The sequence below is a fragment of the Sphingobacterium sp. G1-14 genome (assembly GCF_002196555.1).
GTDB classification, from domain to species: Bacteria; Bacteroidota; Bacteroidia; order Sphingobacteriales; family Sphingobacteriaceae; genus Sphingobacterium; species Sphingobacterium siyangense.
Window position 1 is genome coordinate 4473727 of the sequence record NZ_CP021381.1, and the last position, 25726, is coordinate 4499452.

The 25726-nt window shown below is 44.7% G+C and carries 13 protein-coding genes; 7 read left to right on the plus strand and 6 right to left on the minus strand.

Annotation, left to right across the window (positions count from 1 at the left end):
- Positions 1 to 23: 23 nt before the first annotated feature.
- The 5 genes from CBM24_RS19315 to CBM24_RS19335 all read right to left on the minus strand — a co-directional run bounded on the left by CBM24_RS19315 (position 24) and on the right by CBM24_RS19335 (position 12602).
- Complete coding sequence (locus CBM24_RS19315) at positions 24 to 1076, minus strand: DUF5111 domain-containing protein (RefSeq protein WP_198385954.1); 1053 nt, start codon at positions 1074 to 1076, stop codon at positions 24 to 26.
- A gap of 113 nt (positions 1077 to 1189) precedes the next feature.
- A complete protein-coding gene (locus tag CBM24_RS19320) occupies positions 1190 to 2755 on the minus strand; it encodes a RagB/SusD family nutrient uptake outer membrane protein (RefSeq protein WP_088163671.1) in 1566 nt (521 codons plus the stop codon).
- A gap of 32 nt (positions 2756 to 2787) precedes the next feature.
- The gene (locus CBM24_RS19325) at positions 2788 to 5772 is read right to left on the minus strand and encodes a SusC/RagA family TonB-linked outer membrane protein (RefSeq protein ID WP_198385955.1); all 2985 of its coding nucleotides are present in this window, start codon (positions 5770 to 5772) and stop codon (positions 2788 to 2790) included.
- A gap of 201 nt (positions 5773 to 5973) precedes the next feature.
- Positions 5974 to 8550 carry a hypothetical protein gene (locus CBM24_RS19330; protein ID WP_198385956.1) on the minus strand — a complete coding sequence of 859 codons (2577 nt, stop codon included), beginning with the start codon at positions 8548 to 8550 and terminating at the stop codon, positions 5974 to 5976.
- 149 nt (positions 8551 to 8699) lie between these two features.
- On the minus strand, positions 8700 to 12602 hold the full coding sequence (locus CBM24_RS19335; RefSeq protein WP_088162361.1) for an ATP-binding protein: 3903 nt from the start codon (positions 12600 to 12602) through the stop codon (positions 8700 to 8702).
- Positions 12603 to 12816: 214 nt separating this feature from the next.
- Between CBM24_RS19335 and CBM24_RS19340 the strand changes: the two genes are divergently transcribed.
- From CBM24_RS19340 to CBM24_RS19355, 5 genes are all read left to right on the plus strand, one after another.
- A complete protein-coding gene (locus CBM24_RS19340) occupies positions 12817 to 12999 on the plus strand; it encodes a hypothetical protein (RefSeq protein WP_088162362.1) in 183 nt (60 codons plus the stop codon).
- Between the two features lie 45 nt (positions 13000 to 13044).
- Positions 13045 to 13776: a PRC-barrel domain-containing protein gene (locus CBM24_RS19345; RefSeq protein WP_088162363.1), complete on the plus strand. Its 732-nt coding sequence runs from the start codon at positions 13045 to 13047 to the stop codon at positions 13774 to 13776.
- Positions 13777 to 14019: 243 nt separating this feature from the next.
- Positions 14020 to 14178: a hypothetical protein gene (locus tag CBM24_RS27390; RefSeq protein WP_157698528.1), complete on the plus strand. Its 159-nt coding sequence runs from the start codon at positions 14020 to 14022 to the stop codon at positions 14176 to 14178.
- Between the two features lie 387 nt (positions 14179 to 14565).
- Complete coding sequence (locus CBM24_RS19350; RefSeq protein ID WP_088162364.1) at positions 14566 to 15117, plus strand: ferritin-like domain-containing protein; 552 nt, start codon at positions 14566 to 14568, stop codon at positions 15115 to 15117.
- A 13-nt stretch (positions 15118 to 15130) separates the two neighbouring features.
- Complete coding sequence (locus CBM24_RS19355) at positions 15131 to 17320, plus strand: catalase (protein WP_088162365.1); 2190 nt, start codon at positions 15131 to 15133, stop codon at positions 17318 to 17320.
- An 85-nt stretch (positions 17321 to 17405) separates the two neighbouring features.
- On the opposite strand, the gene CBM24_RS19360 is transcribed toward CBM24_RS19355, so the two are convergent.
- Positions 17406 to 17879, minus strand: coding sequence for an ankyrin repeat domain-containing protein (locus CBM24_RS19360; protein WP_088162366.1), 474 nt, complete (start codon positions 17877 to 17879; stop codon positions 17406 to 17408).
- Positions 17880 to 18104: 225 nt separating this feature from the next.
- On the opposite strand from CBM24_RS19360, the gene CBM24_RS19365 reads away from it, so the two are divergent.
- Together CBM24_RS19365 and CBM24_RS19370 are read left to right on the plus strand one after the other, a co-directional pair.
- Positions 18105 to 23411, plus strand: a complete 5307-nt coding sequence (locus CBM24_RS19365; protein ID WP_088162367.1) for a translocation/assembly module TamB domain-containing protein — start codon at positions 18105 to 18107, stop codon at positions 23409 to 23411.
- Entirely contained in the window at positions 23377 to 25707 is a 2331-nt protein-coding gene (locus CBM24_RS19370) for a BamA/TamA family outer membrane protein (protein ID WP_088162368.1), read from the plus strand. The genes CBM24_RS19365 and CBM24_RS19370 overlap by 35 nt, the downstream gene beginning before the upstream one ends.
- Positions 25708 to 25726 lie beyond the last annotated feature (19 nt).

Here is a 25726-nt window from a genome sequence, read left to right on the forward strand (position 1 = left end):
TTAAGAACCCGTCCCTATCTATTTTATTCCACATGATATTTGAATTGTTTTGGATCGCTTAGATCAAGAATCAAGGTATGTGTACCGATCTTATCATAAGCGAAGCCAGTTCCATCGGCCGTATACAAAGCACAGTTTCCATCGCCCTCTGCTGCGCCAAAAAACCAAGTCCAGCTGCCATTGATCAATACCTTAATTCCCCATTGTTCAGCTACCGTTGTCGTGATGGTTGCTTTCCAAACCTTCGCCGTCTGGTCATATACCATTGGTGTTGCTGTTGCACTCCAACCATTAAAATCGCCCGTTACCGTCATGGATTCTACGGAAGTTTCTTTCCAGGCCAATTTATTGACATCGGCTGTCAAGTATAAGTATCCACCTTTACTCGTCCAGCAATTCCAGCGATCAGCTCCGCTATACAAGATATATTGGCTACCATCCAGGGGATAAGAACCATAGATGAGCGGTGCACTCGCACTTTCCGCATTGGTTAAATAGAAGTTGTACCATTGGTCGAGACGCACAAAACCATCGTAAAAACCATCTTCCTTTCTCGAACACAGTTTCCATGGAAATTGCGTAAACTCTTTATTTGATAGATAGAGATAGGCAGCATCCTCAACGGGCTGGTAAGCGGTGACAGTCAGGGCGATCACATTGCTGTAGAGCCAATCTGTATTGGTTCCCAATCGTGAAGCAATACGGACATAAAACACATTCTTTTCATCAGGCAAAAATCCCATTCCCGTGACAAGGTTATTCAATTGTTCATGCGTATAGCTGAGCGAGCTTGCAACCTGTTCGATACTTTTGGAGACAGCAGAAAAAGATGGATCAGCAGCAATTTCTATTTTATTTTTTAAAGCCGACTGCGCCATTGGTTCATCGCTGGCCAAAATCGCCTCATCCCAGACAAGCTGCAGAGCCACGGCCTTGCGATCAGTAGATTTTAAGACCAGTTCTGTTGTACTGCTGTACAACACTGCAGGTTTTATCCCACTGACAGCCGGTGTTCCACCCTCCTTTTTACAGGCAACGAAAAGCAACACCAGGATATAGAGTGTCAATTGTTTCATAGGTATCATTATCTTTAAAAGTCCATATGGGAATACCTGGATACTCTTCGCAGCATATGTGCTTTCAAATAGCCGTATATCTCCATAGATTTAGTTATTAATGCCAGCCACCGCTAGTAGCCAGGATTTTGGATCAAATTCGGGTTAGCGCTCATATCAGTGGTTGGAATCGGATACAGATTGAATTTCGCATCCACAGAGCGGCCGTTCATGTCACCGCCTTTCCATTGCCAGATGTAATCGCTACCGGTAAATTTCCCAAATCGAATCAGGTCAGTACGACGCGTACACTCCCAAAACAGTTCACGGCCGCGTTCTGCGAGGATAAAATCCAGTGTCAGCTGCGCCTGGTCAATGGCTCCGGCCGAACTACCATACCCCCGCTGACGGATACTGTTTACCAACCTGATCGCTTCCTGTACACTTCCTCCGCCACCGCGCAGTACAGCCTCAGCATACATTAGATACACGTCGGCCAAGCGGATCATCGGGAAATCAGTACTTACCAAACCTTCATCTGTCGTATAGGTACCATCATCTTTCAAATTTGTAAACTTAACAAGCCCATATCCCTGGCTCGAGGCAGCGGGGTCTTCGACATCCAGGGACTGGCCGTTTTTCCAGAAATCACCTCTTTTGTCTTCCGCCTGAAAGAGTGCCACAAATTCGCGAAGTGTACGAAAACTATTCCAGCCGGAAAGCACACCGTAATCCGATGATTTCATGCTTCCAACAATAGGGCCGTTGACAAGATACGTTGTCGCACCCCATGTCGTTGTATGCGCTACATCGGCCTCTATCGGGAAAATAATTTCATTGGTCCGTTTATCATTATCAGCATTAAATACCTGCTTATAGTTCGCATTTAAGGAATATCCAGCATCAATCACTTTTTTAGCATAATTCAGACATTCCGCATTTCGTGCTGTACCCGTATAGACCTGTGCATTAAGATAATTTTTGGCCAATAGGGACCAGGCGGCAGCACGGCTTACCCGGCCATACTCATTTTGACGTGCTTCCGGTAAGATCGTCTCGATCTCAGTCAATTCTTTTTCAATAAATGCAAAGAGATCAGCTCTTGTCATCCGTGGTGGAAAAAATGCAGCAACCGGGTCCTTTTCAGTCACAAAAGGAACGTTCCCATAAAGGTCCATGGCATGACTATAGGCCAATGCACGCAGAAAACGCGCTTCGGCTGCGAACTCCAAAATTTGTGCCTGCTCGGCCGAATTAAAAGTCGCCAGCTTCTCTGTTGTTGCATTCCGTAGAAATTCATTACAGATGGCTACCGTATAGTAGATCCGATAATACATGGCATTCACCCAGGTATCAGAAGCTCCCCAGGTCATATACTGGATATCGGTCATATTGTCGCCTCCTGCCCATGTATAGATCACTTCATCAGTCGGTACCTCCTGCAAGTTAAAGTAAACCCGAAGGTAACCCCAAGAGGCCGTGCTGCCCGCCATATCCGGATCGGCATCACCACGTCCATTGCCCGCAACGGCAAATGAGGCATACAATTTAGCAAGTACAGCCCGGTAACCATCCACAGAGGTGTATACCGACTCCGAAGTAGTTTCTACAGTAGGATACTGGTTTAAGTCTTTTGTACAGGATTGTAGCAATGCGATTATACTCAACAATCCAAAACAATATCTTTTTATATTTTTCATCGCTATATAAGTTTTCTTTTTTGAGGGAGCCATTAAAAATCCATATTGAGACTCAAGGAGAAAGTTCTTGAGCGTGGGTAGAACGAGCTGTCGAATCCACTCGGAACCTCAGGGTCCATTCCGCTATATTTGCTCACAATAAAAACATTCTGAGCTACTGCACCCACACGTAGATTGGAGATCTTACCCACCTGACCAAAATTATAGTTCACCGACAGGTTTTCCATCCGAAGGAAAGATGCATTTTCGACATAATAATCCGAATAATATTGTCTGGTCTGGAATTGGGTACTCAAGTAATCCCGATGTAAGTTATTGATCGACGCATCGACATATTGAACTGTCTCCCAAGCACTAAGATTCATTTTGGTATTATTGAATACGTAGTTACCCAAATTTGCACGTAGTGTCGTTGCTGCTGTCCATTTTTTGTAGGTTAACTGCGTATTGAAACCGAAGAGCCATTTTGCTGCCGGCGATTGATAGCGGTACAAGTCTTTTTCGTTGATCGCTCCATCACCATTCAGATCCGCATATACACCTTCGAGCGGCTTGCCAGCCTCATTGTATAACTGTTTGTAGACATAAAACATGTAAGGCTGATACCCCGTTGTCAGAATCTGTATACCACGACCACTGACATTCGGTCCCACATAAGTTCCCACGGCATTGGCATCCTGCACCAGAGCTATATTGGTCACTTTAGTATGCTGATTAGTCGCATTGAAATTGACTTCCCAGCGCAAATCATCCTTTTGTATAGGTACGGTATTCAGTTGAAATTCGAACCCACTGCTTTCGACATTACCTACGTTAATAGTCGCATTCTGGTCAAAATTGGTTCCCGCGGCTACAGGCACATTGGCCAATAAATCATGCGTTTTCCTTGTGTAATATTCTATTGAACCAGACACCCTGTTTTTCCACAAAGCGAAATCCAGGCCGTAGTTAAATGCTTTGGTCGTTTCCCAGCGTAAGTCCCGATTGTAAACCGATGGTCTATACACCAAATGGTACTGATCGCCGAAACGATACTGTGCATAGGCTGTTCCCAAATTGTATACCGGCAAATATTCGTAATTTCCGATCCCTTCCTGCTGACCTGTAACGCCGTAACTCGCACGGAGCTTTAGATCGTCCAGGAAAGAGATTCCTTTCATGAAAGACTCCTGCGAAAGACGCCAGGCCAAGGCGACTGAGGGAAATGTTCCCCAACGGTTTTCGGGGCTGAATCGGGAAGTTCCATCCTTACGGACCGTAGCGGTCAATAAATAACGGTTATCGTAATTGTAGTTGATCCGTCCGTACCAGGAAATCAGCGTATGTCGTTCGTCAGATGCAATAGCAGTCGAGCGTATATCACCAGCTTCGTTATAGTATACTATAGGTGGCCGTCGGGCACTCCAATATTGATAATCGTGACCTGCTGTCACGTCAATTGTACTTTTAATTTCCGGGAAGAACTTATTATAGTTTAGATAGCCTGTAAACAATTTATTTTTAAGCGTCTGTTCATAACGGTCAAAAGCGCCTCCGATCGTAAAATTATTGGCTGCACTTGCCGGAATAAGATTCGATCCATTTCCTTTGGCATAGTCATATCCGAGTGTTACGTGCGCTTTCAATTCAGGTAGCAGATGGAATTTATAATCGAGGTCAAGGTTACCCACGGCTCTATTGACTGTACTACGGTGTTTTTCCTGCTTGAGCAATCCAAGTGGATTGAGGTTTGCACCTGTTGCCGGAAGACCGGCATTATCCAAACTCTCGTAATAGCCACCATAAGCATCTGCCCCAGAATAAATCGGTTGCGTAGGATTAAATGCTACAGCAGACCATATCGCATCGGTATTGGCAAAACCGTTGTTGTTATGGGCACCTTTAACATTTAAATTTACGGTCAGGTGTTTATTAAAAAAAGTGGGATTTAACACCAAAGCGCCCGTCACGCGCTCCGTTTTGTCGGTCCGCAAAGTCCCTTGCTGATTATAATAGCCCACCGATGTACGAAAAGGCAAGGTTTTGCCGATCTTTCCCTGTAGACTTAAGTTATTATCCGTCCCGATGGCATCCTGAAAAACCTCAGACAGCCAATCTGTTGAGGCATTGCCCAATAACGCCTTTTGGGCAGTGCTCCCTTTGGTATTGATGAGCGAGGCAAATTCATCGCGCGACATCATATCAGCCACTCCCATAGCCTGCTGCATGGACACGATTGAAGAGAAAGAAAGCCGTAAAGCATCTCCTTTACCCTTCTTTGTTGTTATCAATAATACCCCGTTTGACGCTCGGGATCCATATATTGCTGTCGATGATGCATCTTTGAGCACTGTCATGCTTTCGATATCATTCGGGTTGATCAGACTGAGAAAATTGCCACTATTGCCGCTAATACCACCAGTCTCTAGCGGTACACCGTCCAATACGATCAATGGATCGTTGCTGGCACTCAAGGAGGCTCCCCCACGGATACGTATCGTACTCCCGGAAGAAGGAGAACCGCTGTTGGACATCACCTGCACACCAGCTGTTTTTCCATTGATCAGCTGTTCGGGAGAGCCGACAAGTCCACTGTTAAAATCCTTGCTTCCGACCGTATTTACGGCACCGGTTAGATCCTTTTTTGTTGTACTACCATAACCTACGATGACGAGCTCTTCCAGCACATTTCCCGCAGGCACCATGCTGACATCCACGGATGTTCCCCCTACCACCGTCAAGGTTTGGCTACTGTAGCCTACAACAGAGAATAGAAGCTGGGATTTACCCTTGGGCAATGAGATACGGTACGAGCCATCACTCGCTGTTGAAGTGCCCACCGTAGTTCCGGCCACCAATACTGTTACACCTGCCATCACCTGCCCATGCTCGTTGCGGACCACCCCACGGACATCCTGTTGTTGCATCGACCTGATCCACTTGCTTTCCCCTTTCGTTGCAGCATAAAGCTGCGTTTCCCCAAGACAGGATAGCAAGGACAAGCCCAATAAACTTGTTTTAAATGCAAAACCCTTCATTGTTTAAAATTTAGATGTGTTTATAATTGTTTTCTTTCCCTTTATTATATTTTTTGTATTCCTTATCGCTTTATTTAAGCATTCCCCTAAAAAACGCAGCCGTTTTTTTCAGGTCGTCGTTCTGCTCCAAACCTTGATCCTTACGGCCTGACGGATTATTATCCATGCCCTACTAATCGGTGGCATTAAGCAGCTGTATCGCTATTCGAGCCATATCGCAGCTATAGATAGTGCCACCCCCTCCATCTTTTCGCCTGAAACGATTAGTTTTTCGATATCCCTTTTGTCAAATTGAACCAGAACCGTGGGCTTAAAAAACCGTTCAAGAAATACAGGATAAGGAGCAGGTAGCAAAGCCGTAGGCACGAGCTTTAAGTTGGCTAGATCCATACGAACCACTGTTTCGCCGGATGCCCCAATAGCTATATTATCCACATAGGTATACCCTTTTTTTGTCACAAACCCAGCATTCAGCAGCGGATTCCCGCCTTCATGTTTCAAGAGTATACAGAGCTTTGTGGCAGCAGCGATACCCACAGGCCGTTCAGCAATTGCCGATTTGATATCTTTTACCCAAAAATACTGTACCCCCGAATCCTTGGCATGAAAAGTATAGGTCCAAAAAGGAACTTTACTGAGATCATGATGCTCCCGTTTCGCATTCATGTAAGCCGTTTCTGGAATAGCGAAAGTTTCCAAAGAAGACACTTTGGACAAGGACTCAAAAAGCCCTATAGGCGCACGCTGCTCATATAAGCCCACCGTCCAATACCTATTGACACGATAATTCCAATCCAGCGGTGCTCCAGTCTGATTATCAGGATAGGTAATTTTTTCACCATCCACAAACACAGTAGCTGTATATTTCAATTCATTGCCCACGAATAAAGATGCCGGGACATCCGCTTCATAGGTACAGTTATCTTTGGAGATCAACTTGATGTAGGGATTATGATCTTTCCAAAACGAAACCTGGTCCGTTTGTAGAATAATGGAATCGGGCTGTTTTTCAAAAACATAACGGAACTGCAATTTGGTAGAGCGCCCTTTTTCCAATATTTCGGGCTGCTGGTGTATCAATAAAGGCTGCTTCAGCGCTTCAGTTTTTGGCGCGTAATATTCGCCCAAATAGCCATTTTTCCAGGGCGAGGAAGCTAGCCAGCTATTTTTCAGCTGGATATTCTTACGCTTTAACAGATATACTCCAGGCTTAACGCTGAAACTTGTTTTAGCGACTGAAATAGCTTCATCGGTGTCATTTTTCCCTAACAGTGAACGGACGGTAAACAGGTCGCCTAGATCAGGAATCCGAATATCGATCCTCTGTGACCGGTACAGAATATGTACCACCTCACGATCGAGCGATGGCTTAGCAAAAGGATCAGCGATTTTTTCTGCATCCGGCATAACCTCCAAGCGCCATAGACCATCTTCCAGACGATCTAAAAAATAAGCACCAGATCCACCGTATTCCACCACAGGTGACGAACCATGACCGGCAACATGTTGCAATTTCGTTGGATTTAAAGGCCTTACAGTCGTATTATTGGTGTAAAAATACTTATCCTGCGCATTCATCACGGAGAGATCCTGCTCATAACTAACACTAAAATCGCCAAATAGGGTGTCTTGAGGGTAATGTTCAAACTTTTTATTTCTCGGTATCGTATAAGCCACCTCTGCAGCAATCATGGTACTCAGTGCTTTTGCCGGTGTATAAGCCAAATTGAGATAATGTGTCTGATATTCGGTATTATAGGCTGCAATATCCATCGGATCGTAAGCAAACTGAGTGATCCACTGAAATCCCGCCGAACGAAATGTGCGGCTCATTGCGGGATGCATGTAGCTGTAAAGATTATCAGCAGGATCATATTCGTAAACTGCTTTCGCTTTGTTGGCGAAGCCTTTCAAGTTTGAAAAAGGGATATCGTACTGATCAATGTAAGGAAGAAAATTCCCTTGACGTTCCCGTCCAGCAACCAGTCCCACAGGATACCATTGATAAGTTGTGCCTTGGATATCAGCATCAAAATAAGCCTTAACATGTTCCATATTATGACTTACATTGTAGAAAATCGGTTTTTTGTTCCCACTTTTCTTCATGGCCTTCACCATTCGACCGATATAGTCCGACGTCGTCTGAATGGCACCTGTATGGCAAGGTTCATTATTTATTTCAAAGCCTATGATGTAAGGGTCCGTCTGATAAGCATTTCCGGTATACGGGTTGACATGATGAAGTAACTGGGTAATGTATTTTTCTTGAGCAGCTATCGCCTGTGGATTAGCATGAACCTCACACTTATCATAATGATACGTAAATGCATCTGTATTTATATTTCTTTCAGGATAACCATTACCAAAATTGGTCATTCCCGTAATCAGGATCCTAATTCCCCTTTCCTGAAGTTTAAAAAGTAGATAATCCAATAGATCAAGGTGTTCATTGCTGATCAGGTTACCATTTTTATCGGAGATTTCTACATCCCAAATATGGATACGATAAGCGTTATATCCCAAACGGGCGAAGTGATAAACGTCCCGATCAATAGCCCGCTTTCGATCGATGCCTTTATCGTGTAAAGCCCGAAAGGCATGGGCAAAAGGAACGGTATAATTGACGCCATAAAATGAAGCTTCAGCTTTGGAGTCGGACCAGCGCATGACACCTTCACGGTCGACAAAAACTGTAGGGACCTTTTTAATAGCCTTCGATTGAGCGTAAGAATTGACATAGCCCAAGAGAGCAAAGCAGCATAAAATAATTACACGCATGGATTGTATCGATTTATAATTTTTTGGTTATTACTCTTACAAACCTATCAAACGTGATTATTTTTTAAAGCCACATATCGGACAAAGAACAACACAAATTGGACATTCCCAACCACCCAAAACAATAAACAACACTAACAATCAACCAATTACAAATAACCTTCCATATACACCTTTGGTGACATCCCAAATTCCGATTGAAAACATTTTGAGAAATAAGAAGCATTGGAGAATCCGACCATATACATCACCTCGGAAACGGTAAACTTTTTTTGCTGTAATAACAGCGCTGCTTTCTTGATACGAATGCTGCGTATATACTCCACCGGTGTATAGCCTGTTAGTTGCTTAATTTTACGATGGAGTTGTCTGGCGGCGACATCCGTGAGCTCACTGAGCCGCTGCACCGAAAATTCCGAATCGTCCAAATTTTCTTCGATCAGCTGTGTCACATTGGTCAGAAATTTTTCATCCGGTGAATGTACAGCTATTGCTTCTGTGGGTTTACTGATTTCGTCGATACGCAATTGAGCGACAATCTTATCTTTCCTATCCAAGAGCTGCAATAGCTGTATCTGGAGCAAGTCCAGATCAAAAGGTTTCGCCATATAAGCATCTATGCCGACGGCAACCCACTCGCGTCTGATCAGCTCATCGTCTTGTGCTGTCAGCAAAATGATCGGAATAGTTGCCGTCACGATATTTTGTCGTAGTTTTTTCACCATTTCAATTCCCCCCATATTGGGCATCATGGCATCCGTGAGAATAATGTCGGGCACAAAACTATGTCCGTCGATCAAGCGTAAGCCCTCGCTACCATCACTCACAATGCGGCAATCGTAATGCGACTGCATGGCATTTCGTAAAAAATCAGCGAGTTCGGCATTATCTTCGACGATCAGTAGCTTTCGTTTACCCCCTACCGGTATGCTATCGGTCGCATCCTTATCGTTTACATGGTCATGTTTCCAACTAAGCGTTACGGCTGTGCCCTTTTGATCGCTCGCTATATCAACGCTCCAGCCCAACTGCTCACAATAACTTTTGACCAGGTACAGACCAACGCCCGTGCCCTGTACAGCACTCACTTCTTTCAGGGAAGAACGATAGAATTTGCTGAAGACATAAGGTAGGTCTTCAGGTGCTATACCAATTCCCGTATCCCGAACGATAAGCTTGACATCCGGACCAATTACTTTCAGCTGCAGTTCCACGCTACCCTCCGGACGATTATACTTACAGGCATTAGCGATGAGGTTGTTGAGAATCGATCCCAGTTTGGCTACATCGGTCTGTATAAAAAAGCTCTCTACATCGGTAACAAAGTCAATATGGACGGTACTGTACTCAGGTACCTGCTGCCAGTCAGCTATAATTTGTCTGCTATAGGCGACCAGATCCATCTGAGAGGTAAGCAGGCCCTGCAAGGGCGTCTGTTGCTGCTCGACCTGATCAAAAGTCATCAATTCCTGGATGAGATGGCTTATTTTTAAGGCATTTCGATGAACACCATCCAACTGCTTCTTTTTGTCACTGTTCTTTGTCTGCCGCATCATTTGGCTGACAGGGGCCAAAATCAGGCTTAACGGGGTTTTCAGCTCATGCGACACAGCTGCCAGGAAGTCCATTTTCATCTTTGTGAGCTCAAGTACCTTTCTCCGTTCGCGCCTTTCCCATTTTAGTGTACTGCGAACCCTGAAAAAATTGACGACCCAAAATAGCAGGAAAATAACAACGAGGACGTAAGCAGCTTTGGCCCAATAGCTTGCATACCATGGATAACGGATCTGAATATGGTAGGTATAAATCTCCGACACAACATGACCGGCGACATCCACTTTAGCCAACTGAAGGTCGTAGTTACCCGAACTTAAGTTGGACAGGAGCACTTTGTTGTCACCCCGTTCCATCGGAATCCAGGTTTCATTTTTTCCTTTAAAAGCATAAGCTAGGCGATAGCCTAAATGATTTCCATAATCCAAATCGGAAAATTCAAGCCGAAGGTTATTCTGATCATGCGCCAAAGTGATCTCGTTTTTATACCGTAAACCATAGTCGTAATTACCGAAACGTTCATTATTGACATACATTGCGGTGAGCACAATCTTTTTGGAACCATCCAGATCCGCTTGCTCATTTTGCGCGGGCAACAGGACCAGCTCATCAATTCCGCCCAGCACCACTTCCTCCCGCTCTGTATCGTAATACATCGAGGATATCCTTTGCCCGTATCTTAATAGTTCAGTTTTTAAACTCTGCTTATTAACCTGCCACACTCCAATACTCGTTGCCAGCCAGATGTTTTCTTTGACCTCGGCCATGGCAGTTACTTCACCTTTACCAACAGGATCAAAACGAACCAATGTATTTTTCCCATCCGGAGCAATACGCCTCAATTCGCCATGTTCCCCTACCCACACCGTATGCTGTCCATCCTTCAGCATAAAGGTCGCCTGATCCAATGCATGCCCAGCGCTGTCTTTAAGCTCCGTTATTTTCCCTGTGGCCACATCAATGCTACTGATCCCCTTATTATAGAACAGCGCCAAGATCTTCCCCCTACCATTGTCAACGATCTGATTGGCAAAATCTTCCAGAAGACCGTCAGCTTTACTGAAATTACGGCTTGCTATGACCGGGCCCTTGGCTTCCAATAAACGGCTTCGGTTGACGACAAATATTCCCCCCATATAGGAGGCCACCCAGAGATTATCCTGTCCATCTTGCAAGATGTCGTACGACCATTTCGCATTTCGTCTTCCACTGGCATCGACAATTGTAAAGGTTTTAAACTGTTTCGTATGCGCATCAAACACATTGACGCCGCCGTCTGAGGCTATCCACACCAATCCCGTATGATCCTCAAATATATCCCGGATACGGTTGTGTGCCAGACGATAGGTCTTGGCATCCATACGGTACCAGCTGCTTTCCGTATTTTTGTCGTCCAGCCCACGTACACGGATCAAACCATTATCGCCGCCCAGCCAATACCAGCCATTGCGATCCCTGTTAATTTTATAAAAACGGTTGCCGTCGCTGCTCGCAGTCAATTGATAGATCGGCAGTATTTTTTCCACCTTACGGTTGGACCATAAGGAAAATCCCAGGTCTGTACCCAGCCAGATATTTTCCGACCGATCCTTAAAGATACTCCACACGATGTTATTGGCCAGCGAGTTTCTATTGCGGGAATCATGTTTGATCCGTTTGACCAACTGCTGATCCAGCTGATACGTAAAAAGACCATCATCCGTACCGACAAGCAAGGTGTTGGAATCTTTGGAAGCCATCGCTTTGATGGGATGATTTTGTAGTACCGGAGTTTTCTGAAGCGTATGGTTCTTCGTATTATAGCGATACAGGCCGTATTCTGTCCCCACATAGGTACTTGCTGATTCCGGAATAGAAAATATAGAATTCACAAATTGATTACTCCCCGGCCTATAATCTGGGAGCGGTAGAGGCACAATATCTTTTTTTGATGAATTTAATTCAAAAAGTCCATTATATGTACCGATTAAGATTCTATCGCCCACCTTTTCCAGTGCATACACGGCGGTTTTTGATTTGTTCTTTGGAAATGAATTCTGATAATCGATAAGTTTACGTGTCTTGGTATTATAGCAATACAAACCACTTATTGAACCGATCCACAAGGTATCGCCAACAAGGAGCAAAGACCTGACATCTCCAGGTCCCCCTGCCGGAAAAGATTCAAATCGGTCGAACTGATAGTTATAGAGCAGCACCCCCTGCCCTGTCCCCAATGCGAAATGTTTATTATCGATCAGTGCAATGCAGTAAACGAAAGTCTGAAAAGGAGATTTGGTCCCCGTGAGCGGCTGCAGCGCATAGCCATCATAATTAAATAACCCATTGTTACTTCCCAGCCAAAGCATCCCCAAGCTATCCTGTGCAAAAGAGTGGACTGTATTTGCATTCGTTCCCAAGGAAATATTGCGAAAAGAGGGATAATCCAGCGATTGCCCGAAAACAGCCGTACCCACGAAGGAACAGACAAGTAACCAATAGAAATAAAGAGACTGCATTTTTTATAAGCGCTATACCACAAACTTAATTATTTCAAATGGAATACTGCTTATCCAATCAATTGTGCCAAGCGAAAATAGCGTCCTTTACGCCGATGTGCAACTCTTACTTTTCTACCGTTTTCAAGCTGACTTTTACCTGGCAATCTTGCTTAAACGAAATTTTTTCAAACGAAGCCCCATAGCGGTTGTTCTTTTTTAAAAAAAAGTATATATGGCACATTTAGAAGTAAAACCGAGAAACGGAGCGCCCTGGTGGCTATGGCTGCTGCTTTCACTTATCGCGCTGGGATTGGTCCTGTATTTTATAAACCGTTACAACAGTGACGCCAGGTTAAATAACCCCACTCCAGATACAAGCATTAACGAAACAGCGCCGCAAACAGATACGCTTTAGACTCCGTTGCATATAAAAAATTGATCACCCAATAAAATTGAAGACATGGCATTAGAAGAAAAAAAATATAATCATCTGATTGAACTCGGTGGAAGCGACTACGAAATTGTCGATGGCGAACCTGATATCCGGGGCTGGAAAGTAAAGAATGAGGCCGGCCAACTGCTCGGCAAGGTAGATGATCTGCTCTTTGACCCTGAAAGCCAACAGGTCCGTTACATCATTATCGATCTCCATGACGCCGAATTTGTTATTGACGAAGATAAGAAAGTATTGGTCCCCATTGGACTGGCGTCGCTTTACGATGGCACACAGATTCAGGCCAGCAATGAGGAAGCTTACCCGACTCCAGCTGTCGAACCGATCGACCATAGCGTGATACTAACAGTAGACGAAATCCCAACGGAAGAACCCGCAACCGATTATCTGTACAATCCTGCCGATGATGGCGAAGTTGTGGTGATATCCGTCAACGAAGATCAGTTAATCCGCCTGCCTGCTTATCAACAGGATCAGCTCGATCCCGAAACAGAACTTAGTATCCGTCATGTATTTGAAGGCACCGGCGATGTGGGTTTTATCGTGAACGAAAGCAGCTATCACCCGACGGAATTCTATGATCATTATCACTTTAGTGAAGACACGTTCTATAGCGGCGGGAAAAAGACCGAAGGTCTTCCGCCGGATCAGACCCAACGGACCCGAAGAGTGACTGCCAGACATGAGCAAACCACAGGACATGAGCCAGGCACGCTCGACAATAACAGTGAATTATAGGATAATCAGATATAACTATTATATCAGGAACTATTACATCAGGCTTAAATTACAGCATTTATTTAAGCCTGATGTCTATTTATAGCTATTTTATCGGGCCGTATTTACCGAATTAACTTGTTAAAATACCCAAAACACCAGTATTTTATAACCTATCGCACAAAATAACTACCCAAATCCCTCTAACGTCCTATAAACTGCATTAAAATTGCAGGATTTGTAGAAAATCAATACAAACCGGTTATGAAAACAACATATAAAAACATCCACGAAAAGAATAGACAAACCATCAGGAGGTATTATGAAAAATATAGCTGGTATAAACTTGACCGGGAGGAGCTGGCACAGGAATTACTTATCCGCGGCGGTTTTCTAGCAATTTTTACCTGGCTGCTATGGTAAGCCGCTGTTCAATTGAATTTACGCGTATTGGTCTTTCTTAAGTGATGACTTATTCATCTACCTTGCCTTTTGCATATAGTAAATCATCACCGGTAAGCATGGTTTTGCATATTGGATAGATGACGGTATCAGCCCATAGCGGATTGCTGTTTAAATCAGTGGACCGATCAAATTTTGCAGGAAAGACTGCTTGTCCCAGTCATGAAGAATGTTTTTTTAAAGCTAGGCACCTTTCCACCTAGCTTTTTTTTATTGTATCCAGTTTTGTTTCAATAGCTTGAACGCTTCCGCATATTGGTTGCTTTTTTGTAAAAAAGCAAACGATTTATTTCGGGCATCCGTTCATGAAGTAAACATAAGTTTATTTACTTTTCTAAACATTGGATTATGAAACAAGAAACTGGAACTACGCCAAAATTTAAAGTTAAGGCTACTGTTAAAGCTGATCCAGCGTTGCAGGAGCTCTTTTTGGATGAAATAATGGACCTCTACTGGGCCGAAAACCATCTTGTCAAATCGTTGCCAAAAATGATAAAAGCGGCATCATCACCGGCATTGGCCACTGCTATCGAAAATCATCTCAAGGAAACAGAAGAGCACGTTTCGCGGCTGGAACAGATATTCAAGCTATTGGGCAAAGAAGCACTGGCTAAAAAATGTGATGCAATGGAAGGGCTTACCAAAGAAGCGGAGGGCGTCATCGAAAGTACTCCAGTGGGGACCGCAACCCGGGACGTGGGTATTATTTTGGCTTCTCAAAAAGTAGAGCATTATGAAATCGCCAGCTATGGTGGTCTGCTCCAGCTTGCTGCCACATTGGGACTGCAAGAAGTGGCCGAATTGCTTGAGCTGACACTCGGAGAGGAACAAACGGCTGACGCAATGCTCACTGAGGTGGCTGAAAATAAAATTAACTATACGGCGGCACAAGAATTATAACACATCAAGTAACATGAAAAAGAGAGAAACAGAAATAAAAAAGGGCAAACAGCCTGAAAACGAAAAAACAAAATCATTAGGTCAGCATATAGCCGATGCGACCGGCCAATTGATGACCACCGACCAGGGAGTGAAGATCAACGACGATCAAAATTCATTACGTGCAGGTGACCGCGGAGCTACGCTGCTGGAAGATTTTATCCTACGGGAGAAGATTACCCATTTTGACCACGAACGTATCCCCGAACGCGTGGTGCATGCCCGGGGATCGGGCGCACATGGCATTTTTAAGTTGTACAAACCGCTGGGAGAGCTGACCAAAGCTGGTTTTTTGAACGATACAGAAATAGAGACCCCGGTATTTGTACGTTTTTCTACGGTCGCTGGTTCCAGGGGATCCACAGATCTGGCCCGTGATGTTCGTGGCTTTGCCGTCAAATTCTACACACAAGAAGGAAATTTCGATTTGGTAGGCAACAATATGCCGGTATTCTTTATTCAGGATGCTATGAAATTCCCGGATCTGGTACATGCCGTCAAACCTGAACCGGACAATGAAATCCCGCAGGCAGCTTCCGCACATGATACTTTTTGGGATTTTATTTCCTTGATGCCGGAGTCTACCCATATGATCATGTGGTTAATGAGTGATCGAGCCATTCCACGCAGCTACCGGATGATGGAAGGCTTTGGCGTACACACATTTCGATTTATTAATAAGAAGGGAGAAGCCACCTTTGTTAAATTTCATTGGAAGCCGCTTCTGGGGGTACATTCCGTCGCTTGGGATGAGGCGCAAAATATTTCAGGTAAGGATCCTGATTTTCACCGGCGCGATCTTTGGGATGCTATCGAAAACGGCGCATTCCCGGAATGGGAGTTAGGCGTGCAGATCGTTCCAGAGGCAGATGAGTTTAAATTTGATTTTGACTTGCTAGACTCTACCAAAATTATTCCTGAAGAAGTTGTCCCCGTACAGCGAATTGGAAAAATGACGCTCAATCGTAATCCCGACAACTTTTTTGCGGAAACGGAACAGGCCGCTTTTCACATAGGCAATGTCGTACCAGGGATAGATTTCACCAATGACCCCTTATTACAGGGACGTCTCTTTTCATATACGGATACACAATTGATTCGCTTAGGTGGTCCCAATTTTCACGAAATACCAATTAATCGGCCAATTAACCCATCATACAATAACCAGCGAGACGGATTTATGCGCCAGAGGATTGACCGCGGAAAAACTAGCTATGGGCCAAATTCGCTCGGTGGTAACGACCCTGCCCAGGTGAAGGAGGCAGATGGTGGCTTTACGAGCTATCAGGAACGTATTGACGCGAGAAAAGTGCGAGCACGTAGCGATAGTTTCCGCGATCATTTTAGCCAGGCAAGGTTGTTTTTTCACAGCCAGTCAGAGCCCGAGAAAAATCATATTATTGATGCGTTCAGTTTCGAATTGGGGAAGGTAAAAACCGTCGCTGTAAGGCAACGTATGATTGGTATCTTGTCTTTAGTGGATAAAGGCCTTGCTGCTGAAGTAGCGTTTGCACTTGGATTAAAGGTGCCGCAGGAACCCAAAAAGCCGATCAATCGCAGTTTTCCAGCCGATGCTGACCCCGAAAATTTTGAGCCTATCCAAGTTGAAGGAAAGGTTAAAGTTTCACCTGCATTGAGTATGAAAGATACGGTAAAAGATAGTATCCAAAGCAGAAAAGTAGCCATACTTGCTGCGGATGGAGTTGATGCGGTATCTCTGCAAACGGTAAGCGAAGCGATTGTAGCCGCTGGTGCGGTAGTGCATGTTATTGCCCCGAAACTGGGCGAGATCACGGCCTCTGATAATTCGAAAATCCCGGTTGAAGAGAGCTTCCTGACAGGGGCATCTGTACTGTATGATGCTGTATATGTGCCTGGTGGAAAAAATAGTGTGGCAACACTGGAAGCGGAGGCAAACGCGGTACATTTTCTGAATGAAGCGTTTAAACATTGTAAAGCAATTGCAGCGGATGCGGATGCAATTCAGGTATTGGAAGCTACTTATTTCTTCGATAAGCTTCCCGACGAATTTTCAGAGGAAACTGTGCTTGAAGAAGGAGTCATTGTCGAAAAAGACGCCAGTTACTTAGCGGAGAAATTTGTCAAAGCAATTGCGCAGCACCGCTTTTGGGAGCGTGAAAAACCAAGACAGGTACCGGCTTAGAAAAGTGGCGGTAACAATAAAAAAGCCCGGTAATACGCCGGGCTTTCGCTATTTAAGATGGTATTTATCCGATCGGATCTTTTCTTTAGTTTGCCAGTATCGCAATCGCGCCTTCATTGCCCTGCTGGGCCGCAAGGTCGCATACAGAAAGCCCGCGAACATCAAGGAGCGTTGGATCTGCGCCCTTGTCGAGCAACAGTTTTAACACATCATTTCGGCCAAACATGGCCGCAAACATCAGTGCTGTACCGCCGTTGCCATGTTGTAGGTTTAAGTTTGCACCATGTTGAATGAGAATCTCAGCGATATCCTTATAGCCTTTGAAGGCAACCCCCATCAATGCGGTATTGCCACCATTATCCTGTGCATCAACATCGGCGCCAGATTCGAGCAATAGCTTAGCCGCGGCGAGCTGATTATTATAGCAGGCGATAATCAACGGCGTGTAGCCTTTGGTGTCACGGCTATTTAAATCTACCTGCTGTCGAATAAGTTCCTGTAATACTTCGACATTGCCTAGGCGGGCGGCATGTATAATTACTTCTGTCATCTGTGTCATATCGGAATTGTCCTTATTTATAACTAAAAATTACTTGTTTAAGTTATTACAGGAACAAAAGCTAAAGTACAAGGGTTTGGAAAATATTGATCTGCACCGTTTCCCAGCTATTCTTACCTGGTTGTTATAGTAAGGTAACATATACCCAAGGAGATATCAATTCATAATATTCAAACCATTTGCGGTTCTGTGTTGTTCTATCTGTAAACTTAAATCAACAACACATTGAACAGATTTACACGAATTGCTTTAAAAACAATATTGTGGATTATCGGAGGAATAATTACGCTTTTTATTCTTATCGTTTTCCTATTACGCCTACCCAAAATACAGAATTATATTGCTGGAAAAGTAACGCATTATGTCGAAGGAAAGATCGGCACCCCTGTCAAAATTGGTTATATCAATATTGACTTTCCTAAAAAATTGGTTCTGGAAGATATCTATCTCGAAGATCAAAGTAAGGATACTTTAGTTGCCGGCAAAAGCATAGCGGTCGATATCAATATGCTGAAACTTTTGAAGAATACTGTGGAAATCCAAAGCCTGGAAGCCGATGGAATTACCGCCAAAATACGTCGCACCTTGCCAGACAGTGCCTTTAACTTTGATTATATTGTTAAGGCCTTTGCTTCTGAAAAGGAAAGTGAGCCTACCGCAGACACGACTTCAGCACTGCTGTTTAACCTGGATAAGGTTAAGTTTTCAAAAATACATGTGGTCTATGCCGACGAGGTTATCGGCACCAGTGCCGATGTCTATCTCGGCAGCATAAATACCAATATTAAAAAATTTGACTTGACCAAAAACATGGCCTTTGACTTGCCTAAAATTAAAGTCGACGGGCTAAATGCAACGGTAAAACAATGGAAACCAACAACTGATGGATCTGGCCCTTCGGTTGAAGATTTTGGTATCACCGATAAAACTGCACAGACCACATCCCTCCTTCCTGATGTAGGCATACAGGTAGCCGAGCTCAGTAATGTGCTGGTTCGTTATGAAGATGAATCGAGTGCACTTAAATCTCAATTTATCCTGAAAAACTTCTATGCCGCTATCAATAAGATCGATCTCAACAAAGAATTTGTCGACATCCAAAAGCTCGATCTCGACGGTTCGGATAATAATGTCCTGCTGGGAAAAATCCAAAAATCTTCGGTCTCAGCAGCAAAAACCAGCGAAGTTGAAGCCGACAGCAGCAGCGCTGCAAAGATGAACTGGATCGTTTCGGCAAAAGACATTAACATCAATAATACCAATATCCGATTTAAAGACGACAACCAGCCCCGCATCAAGGGATTCGACTATTTTAACATCCAAATGCCGGCTCTCAAAACCAGGCTGACTGATCTCTACTACAGCGCCGATTCCATCAGTGGATCATTGAAAGAGCTTATCGCTGCCGACCATTCCGGTTTTGTCATCAAGCAGCTGAAGGCTGATTTTAACTATAGCAATACCGGTGCGGAAATTAAAAATCTATATGCGGAAACTCCTCGTACCCTTATCCGCGATTACGTTAAGCTAAGTTATCCTTCTCTGGATATCATCGGCAAAAAGCCAGAACTGATCACGGTCAATGCCAACATCACAAAGAGCTATATTGATATGCGCGATATCCTATTTCTCGCGCCCTTCCTGGACACCATGCAGGTAATGAAGCCGCTGTTGGACAAGAAATTTTATATTGACACCCGCGTAACTGGCCGTGTCGATGATCTGCATATACCGAATATCGATTTTAGGACACTTTCCAATACCCGACTGATTGCTAGTCTTCATTTAAAAGGACTTCCCGACATGAATAAATTATCGGTAGACCTCAACCTGAAAAAACTTACCACAGGCCGTTCCGATATCGAGAAACTGGTTTCCAAGTCGATGCTGCCTCAGGGTATCGCGCTACCCAACACCATTGGACTTAGTGGCACATTTAAAGGCGGAATGACTGCCTTCAATACAAAACTTGCATTGGTGACCGAAAAAGGCACAGCCAAATTAGACGGAAAGGTCCAAATGACCAAGCGAGATACCAGCTATGATGCAGCAGTCAGCATTCGTGACCTCAACATCGGTCAAATCATGAAGATGGACAGTACCTTGGGGGTTCTTTCTTTTGAAGGAAAAATAAAAGGTAAAGGCACAGATCCCAAAAAAATGATAGCCAGTTTTGATGGCAAAGTAAACCGCATGGACGCCATGGGCTACCGCTATCATGATATCGACATGAATCTGTCTGCCGATAAAGGCGCCATAAAAGCTTATATTCTAAGTCCTGATCCCAATATCACACTAAAACTGGATGCCACGGCCAATATGAATTCTACCTATCCCAAAATAGCATTCGAACTAGTGGCCGACAGCATCAACCTACAAAAGTTAAAGCTGGTGCAAGATGCTATCAGCTACCGCGGTAAGCTCAGCGGTAATTTCAGCACTGCAGATCCAGACTTTTTGAATGGCGAAGCACATATTACCAATTCGTTGATCCGATATAACACTGATCGTTATGCACTGGATACTGTCTCCCTCTTGGCCAAGGCCGATACAAGCAGTAATCAATTGGTATTGCGTTCCGATTTTTTAAATGCCCACTTGGTCGGCAAGTACAAAATGCTGGAACTGCAGAGTGCCGTCCAAGATCTCCTGCAAGTGTATTATAAACCCGAAAAGCCGGTTAAGATTCCGCCCTACTCGCCGCAGGTCATCGAATTTTCAGCACAACTTACCCGCAATAAACTCATCCAGGACTTTCTTCCTGAGCTGACGGAAATGAAAGCCATTACCCTGGATGGTCTCTTTAACAGTACATCGAAAAACCTATCGGCCAAATTAGATGCACCACGCGTGGTCTATGGTGGTACCGAGATCAACAATGTTACCCTAGATATCAACAGTCTGGACAGTGCCCTTTACTATTCGGCCTTAATCAACAAAGTTAAAGTCAGCAGCATTGAACTCACCAACACCGTTTTTAGTGGAAAGGTCGCGCAAAATACGGTTAATCTGGGGGTGTGGATCAAGGATAAGCATGATAAAGAACAATATCATCTGGGAGCCGATATGCAGGCCAAAGATGGTGTATTTGTATTCAGCTTACTACAGGACGGCTTAATGCTCAACTACGATAAGTGGGATGTGGCGCCCAACAACACCTTAAAATTTGGTAGCGACGGCCTATTGGCTAATAATTTTGTCCTCAGCAACAAGGGACAGGAACTGCGCATCGCTTCTCAGGACAGCATCCTGAACTCACCAATTGATGTGGCTTTTAAAAACTTCCGCATCGAGACCCTGAGCAAGATGGTTATGAGTGATAGTCTGGATCTTGGCGGCGGCATAAACGGACAAACGACGCTATCCCGACTGGAAAGCAGTCCGGTTTTTATTGCAGATATGACCGTAGATAAGTTTTACTTCGGAAAAGATACCGTGGGCAACGTCAATATCAAAGTTAATAATGAACGCGAAAACACCTACAATGCCCATGTGAGCATTACCGAAAATGGTAACAACCTCGTCCTGAGCGGTGATTTTATCAATCCGCCGCAAGGCGACGCAACGCTCGACTTCACACTGGATATCGCGCCACTGACGATGAAGACGGTACAGGCATTCAGCATGGGAAATCTGAAGGATGCCAAGGGTAACCTGGAGGGCCAGCTAAAAATAGCAGGATCGCCTTCAAAACCACAGATTAGGGGTGACCTTGATTTCAGGGAAGCCGAGTTCAATGTGGCCATGCTCAATGCCCTATTCAAAGCAAAGGACGAACAGATCCGTTTTGATCAAAATGGAATATCGTTCCCCAAATTTGAACTCGAAGACAGCAAAGGCAATATTGCCCAGGTCAGCGGTTCTGTCAATACCCAAACCTATACCGATTTTGACTTTGACCTCAACATCGTCATGGACAATTTTGAAGTACTGAATTCCACGCAGGCAGACAATGATCTATTTTACGGAAAAATGTTTCTTGGCACCGATCTGCAGATCGGCGGAAATCTTAACAAACCCGTTGTAGACGGTACAATCAAGGTCCTAGACAGTACCGATTTCACGATGGTGATGCCAAACAATGATCCCGGTATGGCCGATCGGAAGGGCGTGGTCGAATTTGTGGATAAACGGGATACGGCTACCGCAAATGCGCTTGCCAGATTAGATTCTATGACTGTAACAAAGCTTACAGGAATAGACGTCGATCTGAACCTGCAGACTGATAAGGACGCCAAATTTAAGATTCTGCTCGACGCAGGATCACAAGATGCCCTAAACATTCAAGGCGAGGCTGAATTAAATGCAGGTGTAGATGCCAGTGGTAAAATAACCATGTCAGGAACTTTTACTGTGGAGCAAGGGAGCTATTCATTCAGTTTTGGACCTGCGAGCAGAGACTTCAAATTTCAGAAAGGGAGTACAATTACCTGGAATGGCGATCCATTGGACGCGCAGCTCAATATTACGGCAGTGTACACCTTGAAAGCACCAACCCTGGAACTGGTTGCGCCACAGCTTGGTACGCAGAACGCAAACTTGTATAAGCAAAAGATACCTTTCGACGTGCTGCTGAAAATTTCAGACCAACTGTTTCAGCCACAGTTGAATTTTGATATCGACCTGAATGCTAATAATGCCATCGTATCACAGGACGTCATCAGTAAGGTAGACAATGCACTGACCACCTTACGTGATAATCCTTCCGACCTGAACAAACAAGTCTTTTCACTGATTGTGTTGGGGCGCTTTATGTCGGCCAATCCATTTGAAAGCCTTTCCGGTGGCGGAGGTACAGAGGCACTGGTACGAAATAGTGTCAGTTCGTTTTTGAGTTCGCAGCTCAATCGCCTTGCCTCCGATTTAATTACAGGCGTTGAACTTGATTTCAACCTGACATCAGAAGACGATTACAGCACTGGAACGGCCCAGACGCGCACCGACCTGAATATCGGCGTCTCCAAAATGCTGCTCAACGACCGGCTGAAAGTCAATATCGGATCTAACTTTGAAGTAGAAGGAAATTCACGACCAGGAGAAACTGCCAATAATATTGCCGGCGATATACAACTGGATTATCAGCTTTCACAAGACGGACGGTACTTTGCCCGCTTCTACCGCAAAAACCAATATCAGGTCACTTTACAGGGGCAATTTGTTGAAACCGGAATCGGCTTTATCATCACGATGGACTACAACCGATTTAAGGAAATCTTTATGCGTTCCAAAAAGCTCAAGGAATATTATAATACCGGCAGCAAGAAGTTTAGAAAACGTTTTGATGTCGATCGTATGGAGCAGGATTCGGCTTATCGAGACAGTGTACGCACAGTGATCCGCGACAGCCTGATGCTCCATAGTCCCGAATACCGTAAACGGATAGAGGATCAGGAAAAAGAGCAGCAGCACCGCCAGCAGGTGGACAGCACAGCAAACAGCGCACGGAAAAATAGTGCGCCGAAGCACTTAGACACGATCAAAACCACAGCAATTAAAAATGAAGACGAGGAAAGGGCTTACCATGCAAATTAAACTACACTGGCTGATTGGCCTATTTACGATAAGCAGCATCATTGCTGCCTGTTCGTCGACCAAAAACCTGCCCGAAGGTGAGAGCCTGTACGTGAAGGGAAATGTCAACATCGCATCCGATACCATTTCAAAGAAAAACAAAGAAAAGCTGGCGGCCTACCTTGCCGAATCGCTACGCCCGAAGCCCAACAAGCGCGTTTTGGGGATGCCCTACAAGCTGTATTTTAACAATATGGCCGGCGACACCGCCAACAGCAATTTTCTGAAACGTTTTCTTAAAAAAATAGGTGAAGAACCCGTACTGCTGAGTGAGGTGAACAGGGAGTACAATGAGAATCTACTGCGCAACCGGCTTGAGAATATCGGTTTTTTCAATGCGGAAGTTACTTCGGATACAATCGTTGAAAATAAAAAAGCTACGGTAGACTATACCGCCAAGCCCAATCTGATCTACCGGATCAGATCCATCACTTTTGATGTCGACAGCAGCACGCAGCTGGGACGCGATATCCGCGCAACTTCTGACCGCAGCCTATTGCAGGTGGGCAAAAACTATAGTCTTGATGTCGTGCTCAATGAACGCGACCGCATCGACAACATCCTTAAAAATAAGGGTTATTATTATTTCAGTCCAGACTATATTCTGGTACAGGTAGACAGCACCATCGGGGATCATAAAGTCAACCTCTATGTGACCGTAAAAAAGGAAACGCCCGAACAGGCAAGAACTGCGTCCAAAATCAATAAGATCTATATTTTCCCAAACTATACCGAAACCGGAGCTGGCTACCAGCAGTCACCGCGGCATGCCGAACTATTTGACAGCAGTTATTATTTTATTGACCCAAATCATACCTTCCGCAAACCAGTAATTGCCAATCACATCTTTTTCAAAGAGGGCGATCTGTATAACCGCGACGCCCACAACAGGACCATCAGCCACTTGGTGAATCTCAACAGCTGGAAATTTGTCAAAAATAACTTTGTGGACAGCAAGGAGGTACCCAATGCGCTCGATGTATACTATTACCTCACTCCCCTGCCGAAGAAATCTATCCGTGTAGAACTGCTGGGAAAAATGGCTTCCGTCTACAACGGTACGGAAGTGAATGTTAACTGGACCTTACGTAACGCTTTTAAAGGAGCCGAGAAGCTCAATATCAACGTATTTGGGGGTTACGAATTGCAGACGGGTGGCAATGCCGATCTGAACTCCAGCTATTTCCGTTACGGTACCGAGGCCACCCTAACCTTCCCGAGGATACTGACACCATTTGGCACCATTAATCCTTCCCGTCAATATATTCCCAATACGTATATCAAGGCAAGGTACGAATTTCTGAACCGGCGCAAAGCCTATACGCTCAATTCGATGGCACTCAGCTACGGTTATACCTGGCAAGAGAACGAAGAGAAACAGCATGATCTGGCGCTGATGGAAATCACCTATGTACAGCCGAGAGGTATTTCGGAAAGCTACAAGATGCAGATGGATACCATTCCGGCGCTGCGGCATGTAATCGATCCCCAATTCACAATTGGGCCCAATTATAATTTCACCTTTCAGAACACCATGAAGAGACACCTGCAGAATACCTTTTATTTTAAGGGCAATCTGGACCTGTCGGGCAATATTCTGGGATTGATCAAAGGGGCGGATTTTAACAAGGGAAAAACGTTTAAACTCTTTGACGCCTACTTCTCGCAGTATATCAAAGCCAGTGTGGATGGCAGGCATTATTTCAAGCTCAGCGAAAATTCACAGATCGCATCACGGGTGAGTATAGGGATGAGCTACTCGTATGGCAATTCGCGTTCCCTGCCCTATCTTAAGCAATATTATGTGGGCGGACCAAATAGTATCCGTGCCTTTGGCGCACGTGCGATCGGACCCGGCACAGTAGCTCCGGAAAGGTTGGGCAATGGACTTTTCTATGCCGATCAGACAGGCGATATCAAGTTGGAGCTGAATACCGAATACCGGGCAAAAATTGCTGGTCCTGTCCATTGGGCCGCCTTTATCGATGCTGGAAATGTATGGCTGCAGCGGGATGATGAGACCAAACCAGGCGGTAAATTCAGCAAGGATTTCCTGCAGGAACTAGCCGTCGGCGGCGGCATGGGATTACGGTTTGATTTTACGTTTCTGATCCTGCGTACCGACTTTTCCGTCCCGTTCCGTATCCCCTATTTACCGAAGGGCGAGCGTTGGGTATTGAAAGATATCGACTTTGGGAGTTCAAGATGGCGAAAAGATAATCTGATGTTTAATCTAGCGATCGGCTATCCATTTTGATCTAGTCATGTCAACGTAA